Source organism: Citrobacter sp. XY323, assembly GCF_025106035.1.
In the GTDB taxonomy this organism is placed as follows: Bacteria; Pseudomonadota; Gammaproteobacteria; order Enterobacterales; family Enterobacteriaceae; genus Citrobacter; species Citrobacter braakii.
In genome coordinates, this window is record NZ_JANYUK010000001.1 from 635084 (window position 1) to 652234 (window position 17151).

Annotated in this window: 18 protein-coding genes and 1 riboswitch; of the genes, 9 read left to right on the plus strand and 9 right to left on the minus strand. The window is 53.3% G+C overall.

Translation table 11 applies throughout. The annotated features are described in order from the left end of the window. The first annotated feature begins 12 nt into the window (after positions 1 to 12). Positions 13 to 1479, plus strand: a complete 1467-nt coding sequence (gene nhaC, locus N0B36_RS02975) for a Na+/H+ antiporter NhaC (protein WP_047501283.1) — start codon at positions 13 to 15, stop codon at positions 1477 to 1479. Between the two features lie 64 nt (positions 1480 to 1543). On the opposite strand, the gene yvcK is transcribed toward nhaC, so the two are convergent. Further along, positions 1544 to 2452 carry a uridine diphosphate-N-acetylglucosamine-binding protein YvcK gene (gene yvcK / locus N0B36_RS02980; protein WP_016152345.1) on the minus strand — a complete coding sequence of 303 codons (909 nt, stop codon included), beginning with the start codon at positions 2450 to 2452 and terminating at the stop codon, positions 1544 to 1546. Positions 2453 to 2844: 392 nt separating this feature from the next. After that, positions 2845 to 2990, plus strand: a riboswitch (molybdenum cofactor riboswitch). Between yvcK and moaA the strand changes: the two genes are divergently transcribed. The 6 genes from moaA to N0B36_RS03010 all read left to right on the plus strand — a co-directional run bounded on the left by moaA (position 2978) and on the right by N0B36_RS03010 (position 6425). Continuing rightward, positions 2978 to 3967 (plus strand): GTP 3',8-cyclase MoaA, encoded by a 990-nt coding sequence (gene moaA, locus N0B36_RS02985; protein WP_016152346.1) that lies wholly within the window; start codon positions 2978 to 2980, stop codon positions 3965 to 3967. Its footprint overlaps the riboswitch before it by 13 nt. 19 nt (positions 3968 to 3986) lie before the next feature. Beyond that, entirely contained in the window at positions 3987 to 4499 is a 513-nt protein-coding gene (moaB, locus tag N0B36_RS02990; RefSeq protein WP_259686046.1) for a molybdenum cofactor biosynthesis protein B, read from the plus strand. Between the two features lie 2 nt (positions 4500 to 4501). Further along, positions 4502 to 4987 (plus strand): cyclic pyranopterin monophosphate synthase MoaC, encoded by a 486-nt coding sequence (gene moaC / locus N0B36_RS02995; protein ID WP_003035188.1) that lies wholly within the window; start codon positions 4502 to 4504, stop codon positions 4985 to 4987. Then, a complete protein-coding gene (moaD, locus tag N0B36_RS03000) occupies positions 4980 to 5225 on the plus strand; it encodes a molybdopterin synthase sulfur carrier subunit (protein ID WP_016152348.1) in 246 nt (81 codons plus the stop codon). The genes moaC and moaD overlap by 8 nt, the downstream gene beginning before the upstream one ends. Position 5226: 1 nt before the next feature. Beyond that, positions 5227 to 5679 (plus strand): molybdopterin synthase catalytic subunit MoaE, encoded by a 453-nt coding sequence (moaE, locus tag N0B36_RS03005; protein ID WP_046274634.1) that lies wholly within the window; start codon positions 5227 to 5229, stop codon positions 5677 to 5679. Between the two features lie 41 nt (positions 5680 to 5720). Further along, entirely contained in the window at positions 5721 to 6425 is a 705-nt protein-coding gene (locus N0B36_RS03010; protein WP_003831536.1) for a Bax inhibitor-1/YccA family protein, read from the plus strand. 39 nt (positions 6426 to 6464) lie between these two features. Here the strand turns inward: N0B36_RS03010 and N0B36_RS03015 are convergent, their stop codons facing one another. From N0B36_RS03015 to N0B36_RS03025, 3 genes are read right to left on the minus strand one after another with little or no spacing between them, the layout of a single operon-like run. After that, entirely contained in the window at positions 6465 to 7427 is a 963-nt protein-coding gene (locus tag N0B36_RS03015; RefSeq protein WP_259686047.1) for a YbhN family protein, read from the minus strand. Further along, the gene (gene clsB / locus N0B36_RS03020; protein ID WP_019076341.1) at positions 7427 to 8668 is read right to left on the minus strand and encodes a cardiolipin synthase ClsB; all 1242 of its coding nucleotides are present in this window, start codon (positions 8666 to 8668) and stop codon (positions 7427 to 7429) included. Before clsB ends, N0B36_RS03015 begins: the two co-directional genes overlap by 1 nt. Beyond that, positions 8665 to 9426, minus strand: a complete 762-nt coding sequence (locus N0B36_RS03025; protein WP_049282686.1) for an endonuclease/exonuclease/phosphatase family protein — start codon at positions 9424 to 9426, stop codon at positions 8665 to 8667. The genes clsB and N0B36_RS03025 overlap by 4 nt, the downstream gene beginning before the upstream one ends. A gap of 131 nt (positions 9427 to 9557) precedes the next feature. Here N0B36_RS03025 and N0B36_RS03030 point away from each other — a divergent pair, with 131 nt between their 5' ends. Beyond that, positions 9558 to 9968 carry a YbhQ family protein gene (locus N0B36_RS03030; RefSeq protein WP_016152353.1) on the plus strand — a complete coding sequence of 137 codons (411 nt, stop codon included), beginning with the start codon at positions 9558 to 9560 and terminating at the stop codon, positions 9966 to 9968. On the opposite strand, the gene N0B36_RS03035 is transcribed toward N0B36_RS03030, so the two are convergent. Genes N0B36_RS03035 through cecR form a run of 5 tightly spaced genes read right to left on the minus strand, consistent with a single transcriptional unit; the run spans position 9930 to position 15571 of the window. Next, positions 9930 to 11036 carry an ABC transporter permease gene (locus tag N0B36_RS03035; protein ID WP_047501272.1) on the minus strand — a complete coding sequence of 369 codons (1107 nt, stop codon included), beginning with the start codon at positions 11034 to 11036 and terminating at the stop codon, positions 9930 to 9932. The two genes, N0B36_RS03030 and N0B36_RS03035, sit on opposite strands and share 39 nt — an antisense overlap. Before the next feature lie 10 nt (positions 11037 to 11046). Next, positions 11047 to 12180: an ABC transporter permease gene (locus tag N0B36_RS03040; protein WP_016156059.1), complete on the minus strand. Its 1134-nt coding sequence runs from the start codon at positions 12178 to 12180 to the stop codon at positions 11047 to 11049. Further along, positions 12173 to 13909, minus strand: a complete 1737-nt coding sequence (locus tag N0B36_RS03045) for an ATP-binding cassette domain-containing protein (RefSeq protein ID WP_259686048.1) — start codon at positions 13907 to 13909, stop codon at positions 12173 to 12175. Before N0B36_RS03045 ends, N0B36_RS03040 begins: the two co-directional genes overlap by 8 nt. Beyond that, the gene (gene hlyD / locus N0B36_RS03050) at positions 13902 to 14897 is read right to left on the minus strand and encodes a secretion protein HlyD (protein WP_259686049.1); all 996 of its coding nucleotides are present in this window, start codon (positions 14895 to 14897) and stop codon (positions 13902 to 13904) included. The genes N0B36_RS03045 and hlyD overlap by 8 nt, the downstream gene beginning before the upstream one ends. Beyond that, positions 14894 to 15571, minus strand: a complete 678-nt coding sequence (cecR, locus tag N0B36_RS03055; protein WP_016152358.1) for a transcriptional regulator CecR — start codon at positions 15569 to 15571, stop codon at positions 14894 to 14896. The genes hlyD and cecR overlap by 4 nt, the downstream gene beginning before the upstream one ends. A 221-nt stretch (positions 15572 to 15792) precedes the next feature. On the opposite strand from cecR, the gene rhlE reads away from it, so the two are divergent. Continuing rightward, positions 15793 to 17136, plus strand: coding sequence for an ATP-dependent RNA helicase RhlE (gene rhlE, locus N0B36_RS03060; protein WP_259686050.1), 1344 nt, complete (start codon positions 15793 to 15795; stop codon positions 17134 to 17136). The last annotated feature ends 15 nt before the right edge of the window (positions 17137 to 17151 follow it).

Here is a 17151-nt window from a genome sequence, read left to right on the forward strand (position 1 = left end):
CGGGAAAATAACATGGTAAGCACAAATAAGCAACCGAGCTTTTATGCAGCATTGATGTTATTAGTGGCTATTTTCCTGGTTTTCTTTATAGGTATTGGGGTTTTAAATTACCCAGTTGAATTTATCTTAATTGTTATTACGATTATTACAGGTTTTTTTGCCAGATACTATGGCGCGGGCTGTAAGGAAATTCTACAGACTTTTATAGAAAAAATTAAAGATGCCGTCCCTGCGATGTTAATTTTACTGTCGATCGGTATGTTGATTGGATGCTGGATGGTTAGTGGTACCATTCCGTTAATGGTCTATTATGGCCTGGAAATTATCAACCCAGCTTACTTATATCTTACAGCTTTTTTAGTGACGGTTTGCATCTCGACATTTACAGGCACTTCATGGGGTTCCGCAGGAACAATTGGTGTGGCGTTGGTTGCCGTTGCTGCGGCGATGAATGTGTCATTGCCGATTACTGCTGGAGCCGTTATCTCCGGTGCCTACTTTGGTGATAAATTATCTCCTTTATCAGATACCACAAACATGGCCGCGTTAGCTGCGGGGGCTGAACTTTATCAAAGTATTAGAAATATGTTGTATACATCGGTTCCTGCTTTTTTGTTTGCCTGCCTGGGGTTTTATATCGCGGGGTTGGATTTAAATGTGGTAAATTCAATCCAACTAGATACTATCCCGGTCATGAAAAAAGCGCTAAACTCATTATTCTGGCTTAACCCCTTATTAATATTACCGACATTGCTGGTCTTTATTGGTGCGATAAAAAAATGGGATACCATTATTGTCTTGATCGCATCTTCTTTTTTTGCTCTGGCAATATGCGCAATTTTTCAGCCGTTTACCATGATGGACCTCGTTCAAGCATCGATTAATGGCTTTAATACCAATATGATCAGCAATTTTTCAGATGTCGCGATGAATGAATCTACGACTAAAAATATTAATATATTGCTTAATCGTGGCGGTATGTATTCAATGGTTAGCCCGATTGTGGTTATGCTTTGTGCATTTATGTTCGCTTCGGCACTTGATGTTTCTGGTGGCCTTAATGTACTGCTTGGGCGACTGGTTCAGAAATTAAAAACGGTGACCAGTACTCTGTTGGCGACAATGTTCACAAGTTCTTTATTAGTTGCCTGCACTGGCAATGCAGTCATCAGTTTCTTTCTGGTGAAGAATATTTATGATCCTTGTTTTAAAAACAAAAAATTGCATATGGTTAATATGTCCCGATCAATGGAGTCTGGAGCCACGCTACTTGAAGGACTTTTCCCTTGGACAATATCTGGTATGTTCATGGCGAAGACGCTGGGGGTAGCGACGCTGGATTATGCACCCTGGGTTTTGTTCAATTTAAGTTGCCTGGTTATGGCCGTATTCTTTGCCATTCTTGCCCGGTGGTCTAATTTTGGCACAAGATACGAAGAGCCAATATCCGCCGAGCAGGTACCTGTGCTGAGAGGTTAATGCAGTAAGCCATAAGTACAATCCTCATTACGATGAGGATTGTATGCTAATCACGCGCTTGGTATCACCCCAGAGCCTGTACCGCTTTCTCCAGCGCGTAATGCAATAGCTGGCGGTCATGGCGGTAGGGAATGTCGCTGGCTTCCAGCACTTCCTGAATAACAACGCGGTCGGTAACGGTGGATACATCCACTTTCGGGCCCACAACCACCGCATCAATCACTTTCCTGCCAACGTACTGTTCAATGATTGCCAGCTTATCGTTAAGCGTCAGGCTGGCTGCTGGCAGGCTTAACTCACGACCCAGATTGCCGATGTAGACCATCGGGGCAGGTGTGCGACGTAATGCCTGCGCCAATTCGTCGAGTAGCAGGAGCGGCATCAAGCTGGTGTAAAAACTGCCGGGTCCGATCAAAATCAAATCCGCTTCGGCGATAGCTTCAACTGCCTCCCGCGTGGTGGGGACTTTTGGCGACAGCATCAGTTCCTGAGGCGGGATGGTGAGCTGATCGATATTCACTTCGCCATAGACTTCATGTCCCTGATCGTCGATAGCCATCAGATCCACCGGCAGCTCCGACATCGGAATTAAATGCGCGTCAACTTTCAGCAGACTACGAATTAAATTGATGGCTTCCAGAGGCCGCACACTGAGGTGATCGAGCGCCTTTAACATCAGATTTCCGAGGTTATGCCCGGAAAGCTCACCATTACCGCCAAAACGATACTCAAACATGGCGGATGCAACGCTGGGTTGAGTAATTAACTGGTTCAGACAGTTACGCATGTCTCCCCAGGCAATGCCTCCTTCAGAGCGACGAATACGACCTGTCGACCCGCCGTTATCGGTCGTGGTGACGATCCCTGTCAGGCGTGAACCTAAAGGGGAAAGAGAGGAGAGAACGCGTCCCAGTCCATGCCCTCCGCCGAGAGCGACAACGCGGTCCAGATCTGCCAGCGTGCGAGTGCGCATATATTTTCCTGATATCAATTGATCGGCGCTACAGTAACGTAAATAGTGTGTTTTCAGCAATTATCCAGGCGGAATCTGGCGTAATTTTTTTCTGCGATCTACTCCTTTCTGACGAGATTCACCTGCCGGCAAGATGATGTATATCAATGCAAAACTGTGGTTTTTGCTTATTCTGTAGCGAAATTGCACGATCATGTCGCTATGTATGTGTTTATACAGCGAAAGTGTACATGGCAAAAGCGTCATTTACACGCTAGTATCGGCATAACCACAATGTACTCTGAATAATTTGAGTTGCAGGAAGGCAGTGAGGGAGAAAATCCCCCGTAAGCGGACATAAGTACGTGACTGGGGTGAACGAATAAAGCCCACGCTTCTGCAATTTGAAGTATGACGAGAATAAACACTCTAGCCTCTGCACCTGGGTCAAATGATACGGTGCTTTGGCCGTGACAATACTTGAATAAGTTTGTCACCAGGGCGTAAGAAGAAATGACTACGTCTCCCGTATTTGGAAAGGTGTACATGGGCTCTCAACTTACCGATGCTTTCGCACGTAAGTTTTACTACTTACGTTTGTCGATTACCGATGTGTGTAACTTTCGTTGCACCTACTGCCTGCCGGATGGCTATAAGCCCGGCGGTGTCACCAATAACGGCTTTTTGACCGTTGATGAAATTCGCCGCGTTACGCGCGCGTTCGCCAGTCTGGGAACGGAAAAAGTGCGTCTGACAGGGGGCGAACCTTCATTGCGTCGCGACTTTACCGACATTATCGCCGCCGTGCGCGAAAACCACGCCATCCGTCAGATTGCGGTGACCACTAATGGTTATCGTCTGGCGCGTGATGCTGCTGCCTGGCGCGATGCCGGACTGACCGCACTTAACGTCAGCGTCGACAGCCTCGATGCCCGTCAGTTTCACGCCATTACCGGGCAGGACAAATTTCAGCAGGTGATGGCAGGCATTGACGCCGCCTTCGATGCGGGTTTTGAAAAAGTGAAAGTCAATACCGTGCTGATGCGCGACGTAAACCATCATCAACTGGACACCTTCCTGGCGTGGGTTCAGCCCCGTCCTATCCAACTACGCTTTATTGAACTGATGGAAACGGGTGAGGGCAGCTCTCTCTTCCGTAAACACCATATCTCAGGCCAGGTCCTGCGCGATGAGCTGCTGCGTCGCGGCTGGATCCACCAGATCCGACAGCGCAGCGACGGCCCGGCTCAGGTTTTCTGTCATCCTGACTATGCTGGTGAAATTGGTCTGATCATGCCTTATGAGAAAGACTTCTGCGCCACCTGCAACCGTCTGCGCGTTTCCTCTGTCGGCAAACTGCATCTGTGTTTATTTGGTGAAGGCGGCGTAAGCCTGCGTGATTTGCTTGAAGATGACGCTCAGCAGTCGGCGCTGGAAGAACGCATTTCAGCCGCGCTGCTGGAGAAAAAGCAGACTCATTTCCTGCATCAGAACAATACCGGTATTACGCAAAACTTATCTTACATTGGCGGCTGATCGCTAAAAGGAGTTTTTCATGAGTCAGGTAAGCGCTGAATTTATCCCGACACGCATTGCTATTCTTACTGTTTCCAACCGTCGCGGCGAACAAGATGACACCTCCGGCCATTATCTGCGTGACTCGGCGCAAGAGGCGGGTCATCAGATTGTCGACAAGGCGATTGTCAAAGAGAACCGCTACGCCATTCGCGCCCAGGTTTCTGCATGGATTGCCTGTGAGGATGTGCAGGTTGTGCTCATTACAGGCGGCACGGGCTTAACCGAAGGGGACCAGGCGCCAGAAGCGCTGCAACCGCTGTTCGACAGAGAAGTCGAAGGGTTTGGTGAAGTATTCCGTATGCTGTCGTTTGAAGAGATTGGCACCGCGACGCTGCAATCCCGGGCGATTGCCGGAGTGGCCAACAAAACGCTGATTTTCGCCATGCCGGGGTCGACTAAAGCGTGTCGTACCGCATGGGAAAATATCATTGCGCCGCAGCTCGATGCCCGTACGCGTCCGTGTAATTTCCACCCACATTTGAAGAAATAAGTATGTCGCAACTGACTCATATTAACGCCGCTGGCGAAGCGCATATGGTGGATGTCTCCGCCAAAGCGGAAACCGTACGCGAGGCGCGTGCAGAAGCATTCGTTACCATGCGTAGCGAAACGCTGGCGATGATTATCGACGGCAGCCACCATAAGGGCGACGTTTTCGCCACGGCGCGTATTGCCGGTATTCAGGCCGCCAAACGGACCTGGGATCTTATCCCGCTGTGCCATCCGCTGATGTTGAGCAAGGTTGAAGTTAATCTGCACGCCGAGCCGGAACACAACCGCGTACGCATTGAAACGCTGTGTCGCCTGACCGGGAAAACCGGCGTCGAAATGGAAGCGTTAACGGCGGCCTCCGTGGCAGCGTTGACCATCTATGATATGTGCAAAGCGGTGCAAAAGGATATGGTAATTGGTCCGGTGCGTTTGCTGGCTAAAAGCGGCGGCAAATCGGGAGATTTTAAGGTGGATGCGCATGATTAAGGTTCTTTTCTTTGCTCAGGTACGGGAATTGGTGAACACGGATGCCATAGAGGTCGCCGCTGAGTTTGCAACGGTAGAAGCGCTGCGCCGGAGTCTTGCGGCAAAAAGCGATCGCTGGGCGTTGGCGCTGGAAGACGGCAAGCTGCTGGCCGCGGTAAATCAGACGCTGGTCAGTTTTGACCATCCCCTTAATGCGGGTGACGAAGTGGCTTTCTTCCCACCGGTAACCGGAGGCTAAGATGGCTGAAACGCGAATTGTTGTTGGTCATGCGCCGTTCAGCGTCGGGGATGAGTATCCCTGGCTGGCCGAACGCGATGAAGACGGCGCGGTGGTCACTTTCACCGGTAAAGTCCGCAATCACAATCTCGGCGATAGCGTGCAGGCGTTAACGCTGGAACACTATCCGGGAATGACCGAAAAAGCCCTGGCGGAGATTGTCGACGAAGCGCGTGCGCGCTGGCCGCTGGGACGAGTAACGGTCATTCATCGCATTGGCGAACTGTGGCCGGGTGACGAAATCGTTTTTGTTGGCGTGACCAGTGCGCATCGCAGCAGCGCGTTTGATGCCGGGCAGTTCATTATGGATTATCTGAAAACCCGCGCACCGTTCTGGAAGCGCGAGGCCACGCCAGAAGGTGAGCGCTGGGTTGATGCCCGCGACAGCGATAAGCTAGCAGCAAAACGCTGGTAGAGTACAATTGGTGTAGGCTCATACTGATTCAGGAGATTGTCATGGACCGATTCCCACGATCCGATTCTATTGTACAGGCCCGTTCCGGCCTGCAAACGTATATGGCGCAGGTGTACGGCTGGATGACCTGCGGATTGTTGCTGACGGCGTTTATCGCCTGGTATGCAGCAAATACGCCCGCGGTGATGATGTTTGTCTTCTCCAGCAAAATCACCTTCTTTGGACTGATCATCGCCCAGCTAGCGCTGGTGTTCGTCCTGTCCGGCATGGTGCAAAGGCTCAGCGCGGGAATGGCGACCACGCTGTTTATGCTCTATTCGGCATTAACCGGGCTGACGCTATCAAGCATTTTTATCGTCTATACCTACTCGTCTATCGCCAGCACCTTCGTGGTCACCGGCGGGATGTTCGGGATCATGAGTTTGTACGGCTACACCACCAAACGCGATCTCAGCGGCTTCGGCAATATGCTGTTTATGGCGCTGATCGGTATTGTGCTGGCCTCGCTGGTTAACTTCTGGTTGAAGAGCGAAGCGCTGATGTGGGCGGTGACCTATATTGGGGTGATTGTGTTTGTCGGCCTGACCGCTTATGACACGCAGAAGCTGAAAAATATCGGTGAGCAGATCGACCTGCGTGACAGCTCCAATCTGCGTAAATACGCAATTCTTGGGGCCTTAACGCTGTATCTGGACTTCATCAACCTGTTCCTGATGCTGCTGCGTATCTTCGGCAATCGTCGTTAATTCTCTGTTGCCGGATGGCGTAAGCCGCCATCCGGTGAATCATTTCGCCATCGCCTTCTCGTTTTTTACCCGCAACTTTTTCGCCCGACTCTCCAGCAGCAAATAGCACATCAGCGCCAGCAGCAGCGGAATAAAATAGTACAGCACGCGATACGCGAGCAGGGCGGCAATGATTGTTCCCTGAGAGGTGTTCTCTCCTGCCAGCAGCGCCATAAAGACCGCCTCCAGCACGCCAATCCCCGCCGGAATATGCACGATAACACCGGCAATACTGCTCACCAGCAGCACGCCCAGCACGAAGAAATAGTTGATATTCTGACCCAGCAACAGCCAGATAATCGCCCCCATTACCATCCAGTTAGTACCGGATATCGCCATTTGCGCGAGGGCAAATCTCCAGGAGGGCAGTACCAGTTTTTGGCCCTTGATGGTGATGTGGCGATGTTTAGCGAAAGCGCAAAACCACAGATAAACAACAATCATCAGCAGCAGCGCAATGCCTAAGAGGCGTAGCGTACCTTCATCGATATACCAGTGCGCGGGCAGTTCAACGACGCCGAAGGTGAAAATAAAACCGCCCAGCAGAATATAGCCCAGCCAGTTGGTGGTAATGCTCAGTGAAAAAATTCGTGTAATTGTGCTCCCCGGTAATCCGAGACGCGAGTAGAGACGATAACGCATCCCAATACCGCCCACCCATGTGCTTAACGTCAGGTTGAAGGCGTAACAGATAAACGACACCAGCATGACCTGGCGTTTTGCCAGCTTGTGCCCGCAGTAGTAGCGCCCGAGCAAGTCATAGCAGCCGTAAAGTAAATAACTGACGATCACCAGCCCTACGGCGCTGAGCAGGGCGATCCGATTGTAATCGCGAATTACCGTCCATACTTCCTGCCAGTTGACCTTGCTGGCATAAACGACCAGCAATGCGATGACCGCAATAAAAAATAGCCATGTGAGGATCTTTTTCGCTAAGCGCCAGCGTCGGTGGTTTTTTGGCATCAGGTTTCCCCTCCTGCATCCTCAGTCGGAATACGATCCTGGGTTTCCAGAGTTGGCTGTGCGGGTGGTTCTACCTCGGCCAGATGCGGGGTATGCGCCGGTAGCCAGCCGACCAGCGCCGGGAAGTGGCGTAAAAAGTGGAAGGCCAACACGCTTTTGGTCAGGTTCCACCAGGTGCGTTTTGGCAGCATTGATTCATCAACTCGCTTGCAGTCCTGCGCAATAATGGGGTTCAGGTTGTCACGCAGGGTCTGGTTAAACGTGCGGTCATGAATAATAAGATTCGCCTCCAGATTGAGCGACAGACTGAGCGGGTCGAGATTGCTGGAACCTACCGTCGCCCAATGATCGTCCATCAGCGCGACTTTACCATGCAGGGGCTTACGCCGGTATTCATAGACATGGACGCCGCCTTTAACCAGATAGTTATACAGCAGGCGGGCACCCACTTTTACAATCGGCATATCCGGTTCACCCTGGACGATGAGTTTTACCCGAACGCCGCGTCGCGCAGCTTTTCGTAGGGCATGCAGCAGGCGATAACCCGGAAAGAAATAGGCATTGGCAATGATCACTTCCCGCCGGGCCTGGGTCAGCATTTTCAAATAGTGGCGTTCAATATCATCGCGATGCTCTTCGTTATCGCGCCAGACAAACAGCGCCTGCGCTTCGCCAGGCCGATGATTCTCAATTGCCCGGTGATGACGTCGCCACCAGCGTCGTACGGCGCTCTGTCCTGGTAAGTTATCCAGCACGAATTTCAGGATGTCGGCCACGACTGGACCTTCCACGCGAACGGCGTAATCCTGCTTGGCCTCGGGACCGTAATCAGACATGTGTTCAGCGGAATAATTAATACCGCCGACAAAGGCAACACGATCATCAATGACCACAATTTTGCGATGCATACGGCGAAAGAGATTGGTGCGCATACCGAACAGACGCGGGCGCGGATCGTAGTAGCGGAAAATAACGCCAGCTACGGTCAACTCTTCGACAAAACTGTCGCTAAGATCCGGCGAACCGTAACCGTCCAGCAGCACCTCTGCTTTGATTCCGCGCTGGGCGGCTCCGAGCAAGGCAGCATGCAGCTGTTTTCCGACCGCATCTTCAAACCAAATAAAGGTCTCAAGGATAATTTTTTGCTGTGCCTGTTCAATGGCGTCAAAGACGGCGGGATAGTATTGATCGCCGTTTTCCAGCAGTTGAATTTGATTGCCTTCACGCCAGCCATTTTTCATAAATGAATCTCCGCACTCAGGGGGGCATGATCGGACAAATGTCGCCAGTGACGCAGCGCCAGCGTCGTTGGAGTACTGGCATTCGCGTTTTTCACGTAGATCCTGTCCAGACGCAGCAGGGGAAAATGCACCGGAAACGTCCGCGCCGGGCGACCGTGGGCGCGGGTAAAAATCTCGTCAAGGCCGGCCCTGGCTTTCAACGGGTGATTGGCCGTTTGCCGCCAGTCGTTAAAATCTCCGGCGATCACCACGGGCTCCGCGTCGGGCAGGGCATTGACCCAGTCAGCCAGCATAGCGAGCTGGGCCTGGCGGTGTGCTTCACGCAAACCGAGATGCACGCACATGACATGGATTGGGTGCGAGAGCATTGGCGGCACGATGCGGCAGTAGAGGACCCCGCGCTTTTCACTCGCGCCGACGGACACATCGCGATTTTCATAATGTTCAATAGGATAACGCGACAGCACCGCGTTACCGTGATGCCCTTGCGGGTACACGGCGTTACGCCCGTAGGCGAAGTCGCTCCACATGGTGTCCGCCAGAAATTCGTAGTGGGTGGTATCCGGCCAGTTCTCAATCTGCAGCGAGTGAGCATCGTGCGCGCCCATAACTTCCTGTAGGCACACAATGTCTGCACCGACCGTTCTGACAGCCTCCCGTAGTTCAGGCAAAATAAAACGCCGGTTGAAGGCGGTGAACCCTTTGTGAGTATTAATGGTGAGCACATTGAATGAAAATTGAACTCCCGATCCGCTCATGAGCCTCCCGTTGGCGTCACTTCCTAAATAAAATAGTGTAGTCGTCGTCACAAAAAGATGCGGTGTTGCGGAATTTTCCGTAAAGTCCGGTACTCTGAATAATTAGTTGAAAATCCTTCAGGAGAAAAGCCATGAGGTGGCAACAACGTGTTCGTGTCGCAACGGGTCTAAGTTGCTGGCAGATTGTGTTGCATTTACTGGTAGTGGCGTTGCTGGTAATGGGCTGGATGAGCGGTACGCTGGTGCGCGTCGGCCTGGGATTATGCGTCGTTTACGGCGTAACGGTTTTATTAATGCTGGCCTTGCAACGTCACCATGAACAGCGCTGGCGCGACGTAGCTGATGTGCTGGAAGAGCTGACTACCACGTGGTATTTCGGTGCCGCGATGATCGTACTGTGGTTGCTGTCGCGCGTGCTGCAAAACAACGTCTTGCTGGCCCTGGCGGGGCTGGTGATCCTTGCCGGACCCGCCGTGGTCTCGCTGTTGGCGAAAGACAAAAAGCTACATCACCTTGCGTCTAAACATCGCATACGCCGCTGAGCCGGTCGTGGCCGCTATTACCAACAGCGGCCACAAACTTCCCCACACAATCTGCAGACTCGCATCCTTCAGGTAAATCTGTTTCGTGATGTCCGTAAAATGGCGGATTGGGTTTATCCACGTCAGATTCTGTAACCAGACCGGCATATTTTCGACCGGCGAGACGTAGCCTGAAAGTAAAATCGCCGGCATCATAAACACAAACACGCCGATAAACGCCTGCTGCTGGGTGGCGCACAGTGATGAAATCAGCAGACCAAAGCCGACCAGCGACAGCCCGTAAATCACCATCGTGAAATAGAACAGCACCAGTGAACCGGCAAACGGGATGTGATAAGCCCAGATGCCGATCGCCAGCACAATGGTGGCCTGAAACGTTGCCACAATTAACGCGGGCACCGCTTTACCGATGAATATCTGCCAGGTGGTAAGCGGGGAGACCAGCAGCTGATCCAGCGTGCCTTGCTCGCGCTCGCGGGCAACCGAGAGCGAAGTGACGATCATGACGCCGATGGTGGTGATCATGGCGATCAGCGACGGAACCACAAACCATTTGTAATCCAGATTCGGGTTATACCAGTTACGCACCACCAGCTCGCTGTTGTTCGGTTTCGGCTTGCCGTCCATCAGCTCCTGCTGATACTCCTTAACGATTTGTTGCAGGTAATTCGCGGCAATTTGCGCACTGTTAGAGTTACGCCCGTCGAGAATAATCTGCATGGGAGCCTGCTGGAAGGTATCCAGATTACGCGAAAAGTTGGCCGGGAAGCGCACCAGCAACAGGGCTTTTTGCGTGTCGATGGTGGGCTGGATCTCCTGCGGGCTTTTCAGCAGCAGAACGTGCGTAAAGGCGCTGGCGCGAGCGAAGCGCTGGGTTAGCTCCACCGAATGTTTACCGTTGTCTTCGTTATAGATAGCGATAGTGGCGTTGGTGACTTCCAGCGTGGCCGCGAACGGGAACAGAATAACCTGAATCAGCACCGGTAAAATCAGAATGGCTCGCGTCTGCGGTTCACGTAACAGCGATTGCAGCTCTTTACGAATTAATGTCCATAAGCGATGAAACATGCCCGTCCCCTTAATCCAGCCGACGTTTGGTTTTAAGCCACGTCAGGCCAATAAACATCACCGCCGAAGCGATTAAAAACAGCACGTTGATAATCAGCACCACCGGAATATTTCCCGCCAGAAACAGGCTTTGTAGGGTGCTGACGAAATAACGAGCCGGAATAATATAGGTTACTGCCCGGATAATCGCCGGCATGCTGTCTATCTGGAAGATAAAACCCGACAGCATAATCGAAGGCAGGAAGGCGGCGTTTAGCGCGACCTGCGCGGCGTTAAACTGATTGCGGGTGATGGTGGAGATAAGCAACCCCATGCCGAGCGTGCTGAGCAGAAACAGACTGGTAATGAAAAACAGGATCAGCAACGAACCGCGATAGGGCACGCCGAGAATAAACACCGACACCAGCATACACAGCAGCATCGCCAGCATGCCCAGAAAGTAATAGGGGATCAGTTTGCACAGCAGCAGTTCGACGCGGGTGACTTCGGTAGACAACAGCGCTTCCATGGTTCCGCGCTCCCATTCGCGCGCCACCACTAATGAGGTGAGGATAGCGCCAATAACCGTCATGATGATGGTTACCGCCCCGGGAATAATAAAATGTTGGCTGATGGCCGCCGGGTTAAACCAGTAGCGGGTCTGCACGTCGATCAAAGGTTCAAATGATTCTCCGCGATCTTCCGCCCGCTGTTGTTGCCAAATCTGCCAGATGCCTTCGACATAACCCTGTACAAAGTTAGCGGTATTCGGTTCACTGCCGTCGGTGATCACCTGGATCGGCGCCACGTCGTTGGGTCGCGCCATCTGCTGGGCGAAATCCACCGGGATCACCACCAGCCCGCGAATGCGCCCGGCCTGCATTTTCTCAATCAATTCTTGACGGTTATCGCTGATGGTGGCGTCAATATACGGTGAACCGGTCATGGTATGGGTAAAATCCAGCGCCTCTTCGCTTTGCTGTTCGAGCAAAATCCCTACCCGCAGCTTGCTGGAGTCGAGGTTGATCCCGTAGCCGAAGATAAACAGCAACAGCAGCGGGATCACCACCGCAATCAGCCAACTGCTGGGATCGCGGACGATCTGGCGCGTCTCTTTCACGCACAGCGCGCGTACGCGACGCCAGGAGAGAACGGAGTTACTCATGCGTATGCTCCTTATCCCAGTCATTGATTAGCGTGATAAACGCCTGTTCCATGGTCGGGTCTGGCGTCTCACTGTCAGCAGCCTGAGCTTTCAGGTCGTCCGGTGTACCGCTGGCAATCAGTTTGCCGCGATACACCAGCCCGATGCGATCGCAGTATTCTGCCTCATCCATAAAGTGGGTGGTCACCATCACCGTGACGCCTTTTTCCACCATACTGTTGATATGTAACCAGAACTCCCGACGGGTGAGGGGATCGACCCCGGAAGTGGGTTCATCGAGGAACAGAATGTCGGGTTCATGCATCAGCGAACAGGCCAGCGCCAGGCGCTGTTTAAAGCCCAGCGGCAGTTCGTCGGTGGCGTGGGAGGCGATACTCTTCAGGCCGAATGCCTCGCTCATCCGCTCGATTTTCTCCTTCTGCGCCCGACCGCGTAGGCCGTAGACGCCGGAGAAAAAGCGCAGATTCTGTTCAACGGTCAGGTTGCCATACAGGGAGAATTTCTGCGCCATATAGCCCAGATGCTGGCGCGCTTTACCGGAGCTGACCTTCAGGTCCATGTCCAGCACCAGCGCTTTACCCGAGGTGGGGACCAGCAGGCCGCACATCATTTTAAAGGTAGTGGATTTGCCCGCGCCGTTGGGCCCTAACAAACCAAAAATCTCGCCGCGCTGCACGGCAAAGTCTACGTGGTCGGTAGCGGCAAAATCGCCAAATTTTTTGGTCAGCGCTTTGGCTTCGATCACCGTTTCACCTGGCGTGCCTTCCACGGTATGCAGGATAGCGCCCAGCGGTGACTCCGATGTTCCGGCCCCGCCGAGTAAATCGATAAAGGCATCCTCGAAGCGGGGGGCGGTTTCGTTGATGGTTATCTCCGGCATGCCGTCAGCGTTTTGAATCTGCTGGGCCGTCGCTTCTTTTTTCAGGATTAAGCGGACGGATTTCCCCTGAATCATCCCGTCGCTAACCTGCGGCAGTTTTAACGTGCGTTGCAGCAGTCGGCGGTTATTTTCCTGCGAACTGCTCATCAGGAAGCTGCGACCCGACATGGTTTGCGTAAGCTGAGTGGGATCGCCCTGATACAGCAATTCACCTTCGTTCATCAGCAGCACATCACGGCATTGTTCAGCTTCATCCAGATACGACGTGCTCCAGAGGATCAGCATGCCGTCCCCGGCCAGTTCATGAACCATTTGCCACAGTTCGCGACGGGAAATAGGGTCGACGCCCACGCCAGGCTCATCCAGCAGTAACACGCTGGGTGAGCCGACCAGCGTACAGGCAAGTCCGAGCTTCTGTTTCATGCCGCCGGAAAGCTTGCCGGCCAGGCGTCCGGTAAACGGCCCCAGCGAAGTAAATTCCAGTAACCGGGCAAAGGTTTTTTCTCGCGCTTCACCGGTAACGCTACGTAAATCTGCATAGAGATTGAGGTTCTCCATGACGGTCAAATCTTCATACAGACCAAATTTCTGCGGCATGTACCCCAGTACCGCATGCAGCGCGCTGTCGTCTTTGATGGGATCAAAACCAATTACCGTTGCGCTACCGGCGTCGGGTTTCAACAGCCCTGCAAGCATTCGCATCAGCGTGGTTTTGCCAGCGCCATCCGGCCCGACCAGCCCGGTCACGTAGCCCGCATGAACGGTACAGTCGAGTGGGGCGACGGCCGGTTTATCCATTCCGGCAAAGTTTTTCGTCAGTCCATTCAGCGTAATGACGGCGTCATTCATGCCGTGCCTCATCGCTGAACTTTATCGTTACCGGCATTCCCTGGCGCAGCGCATCGTCCGCGTCGGTCACCACAATACGCAGGCGATAAACCAGGTCGGTGCGCAGGTCAGGGGTCTCGACTGTTTTTGGGGTAAACTCGGCGGTGGGCGACACGAAGCCGATTTTACCGTGATACGGTTTATCCGGACGGCCATCGGTGTAAAGCAGGATTTCGCGTCCTGGCTGCGCCTGGCTCAGATTTCGTTCGTCAACGTAGGCGCGAACCCATACCGGACGCGTGAGTGACAGCGTCAGTACCGTGCCCCCTTCGTTCAACATGCTGCCGGGTTCGACCGCACGGGTGAGTAACGAGCCGTCAGACGGCGAGGTCAGCGTGGTGTCATGCAAATTAAGCTCTGCCTGGGCCAGCTCGGCCTGAGCTTGTTCGAGCGTGGCTTTCGCCTGCTCAATGTCCTGCACACGATTACCGCTGCGGTATTGGCTGAGTTTATCCTGTGCGGACTTCAGAGAGGCCAGCGCCTGATCGCGTGATGAACGGGCGTTTTCCAGATCGTTGGCGGAGATAGTGCGGCTTTTCCACAATCCCACCTGCCGATTGTAAAAGTTTTGCGCGTAATCATAGGCTGCCTGCGCCTGTTTGACTGCCGCTGCGGTTTGCGCGATCTCTTCTTCACGATACCCTGCCAGCATCAGATCGTATTGCGCCTGCGCGGCGGCAACATTCGCTTTTGCCTGCATTAATGCGTTTTCGTACGGTGCACGGTCCAGTTCGCCCAGCACCTGACCGGCGGTAATGGCATCGCCTTCGTCAACCGCCAGCGAGGCCAGCCTGCCGCCGACGCGAAAACTCAGGTTGACGCTACGGATATCGACATTGCCGTACAGCGTCAGACCGTTATCTTGCCGACTTTGATACCACCACGTTCCACCGGCAATCACGGCAACGAGGGCCGCGATGACCAGCCCGAGAACGACAGGTTTTTTCATGACTCCAGACTCCTTTGCGTTAAACCTTGCAGAATAAGATCGATGTGACAGGTGATCGTTTGGTCAATCAGCGCGGTTTTATCCTCATCAAATTGTGACCAGCCCGTACGCAACAGAATGGTTTCTTTCCCCAGACGAAAGGCCAGTACCTCGCCGAGTAGGGCGTGGGTGTGCAGGATCATTTGGGTATCGTTGGCATCGCCGCCGGTATAGGCAGCAATCAGGCGCGTCAGGTGAGTATGCAGCGGATTGATAACCTGGTCGTGCACCAGTTGATAAGCCGCGGTGGGTGAAAGCTGTTCGCGCGAAATAAATTTGCTCAGGTTAACGGTATCGTCCTGGGTTAACAGCATGATCATATTTTTGCAGGCGCGGAGGATCAGTTCGCGCATCGCGCCACGATCCGGTTCCGGCTGAGCAAACAGACGCTCGGCTTCTTCAGCGTGCGGGCGAAACTGTGAGCCGATAAAATCCGCAATCCACTGGGCGCAGGCGAGATATAAATCCTCTTTTGAGCCAAAATAGTAGGTGATAGCAGCAATATTTTGCCCGGCCTGCGCGGCGATATCGCGAGTAGTGGCGTGCAGACCATACTCGCCAAACTGCGCCAGCGCGGCGGCAATGAGCTGATTTTTCGCCTGTTCACCTTTGGTTGTCATGGTGGGTGTATTCATAGCACGACTCAGATCTTAATCAATCGATTGATTAAGATTATGACTGATGTGTAACCTTGTCCAGTCCGGACCGTTATTTTTCAGCGCAGGGATAATTTATGCGGCACATCACAAAAACTGCTACACTCCGCCCCTTCATGACATTGTGGTTTTTGTCATCTTTATTATATGTATCTCCCTGAAAACGACACCGGTAACGGTCAGGGTGGTTCGGAGTTGTTATGTCTTTTGATTCCCTTGGTTTAAACCCTGAAATTTTACGTGCCGTTGCCGAGCAGGGTTACCGTGAACCTACCCCTATTCAGCAGCAGGCGATCCCTGCCGTGCTGGAAGGCCGCGATCTGATGGCCAGCGCCCAGACCGGTACGGGGAAAACGGCAGGTTTTACCCTGCCGCTGTTGCAGCACCTGATTACCCATCAGCCGCATGGCAAAAGCCGTCGTCCGGTGCGTGCGCTGATCCTCACGCCAACCCGCGAACTGGCGGCCCAGATTGGCGAAAACGTACGTGATTACAGTAAGTATCTGAATATTCGCTCGCTGGTGGTCTTCGGCGGCGTGAGCATTAACCCACAGATGATGAAGCTGCGCGGCGGTGTGGATGTGCTGATCGCCACGCCTGGTCGTTTGCTCGATCTGGAACACCAGAATGCGGTGAAACTGGATCAGGTTGAGATTCTGGTACTGGATGAAGCTGACCGCATGCTGGATATGGGCTTTATTCATGATATCCGTCGCGTTCTGGCGAAACTGCCGGCAAAACGCCAGAACCTGCTGTTCTCAGCAACATTCTCTGATGATATTAAGTCGCTGGCCGAAAAGCTGCTGCACAATCCGCTGGAAATCGAAGTGGCGCGCCGTAATACCGCGTCAGAGCAGGTGACTCAGCACGTTCATTTTGTTGATAAAAAGCGTAAACGTGAACTGTTGTCGCAGATGATCGGTCAGGGCAACTGGCAGCAGGTGCTGGTGTTTACCCGTACCAAACATGGTGCGAACCATCTGGCGGAACAGCTGAATAAAGACGGCATTCGCAGCGCGGCGATCCACGGTAATAAATCTCAGGGGGCGCGTACGCGTGCGCTGGCTGATTTTAAATCCGGTGATATTCGTGTGCTGGTGGCGACCGATATTGCCGCGCGCGGTCTGGATATTGAAGAGCTGCCGCACGTGGTGAACTACGAGCTGCCAAACGTCCCGGAAGATTACGTGCACCGTATTGGTCGTACCGGTCGTGCGGCCGCTACCGGCGAAGCGTTGTCTCTGGTGTGCGTCGATGAACACAAGCTGCTGCGTGACATCGAGAAGCTGCTGAAAAAAGAGATTCCGCGAATTGCGATGCCAGGCTACGAGCCAGACCCGTCCATCAAAGCCGAGCCGATCCAGAATGGTCGCCAGCAGCGTGGCGGCGGTGGTCGCGGTCAGGGTGGCGCAAGGCGTGGTCAGCAGCCGCGTCGTCAGGATGGCGGTGCGCCAAAAGCGAAACCGCGTAGCGGCGAAGGCAAACCGGCGGGCGATAAGCCTCGTCCACCGCGCCGTCCGCGCAAACCGTCTACAGCGCAGTAATTGCGAGCCCGGCCG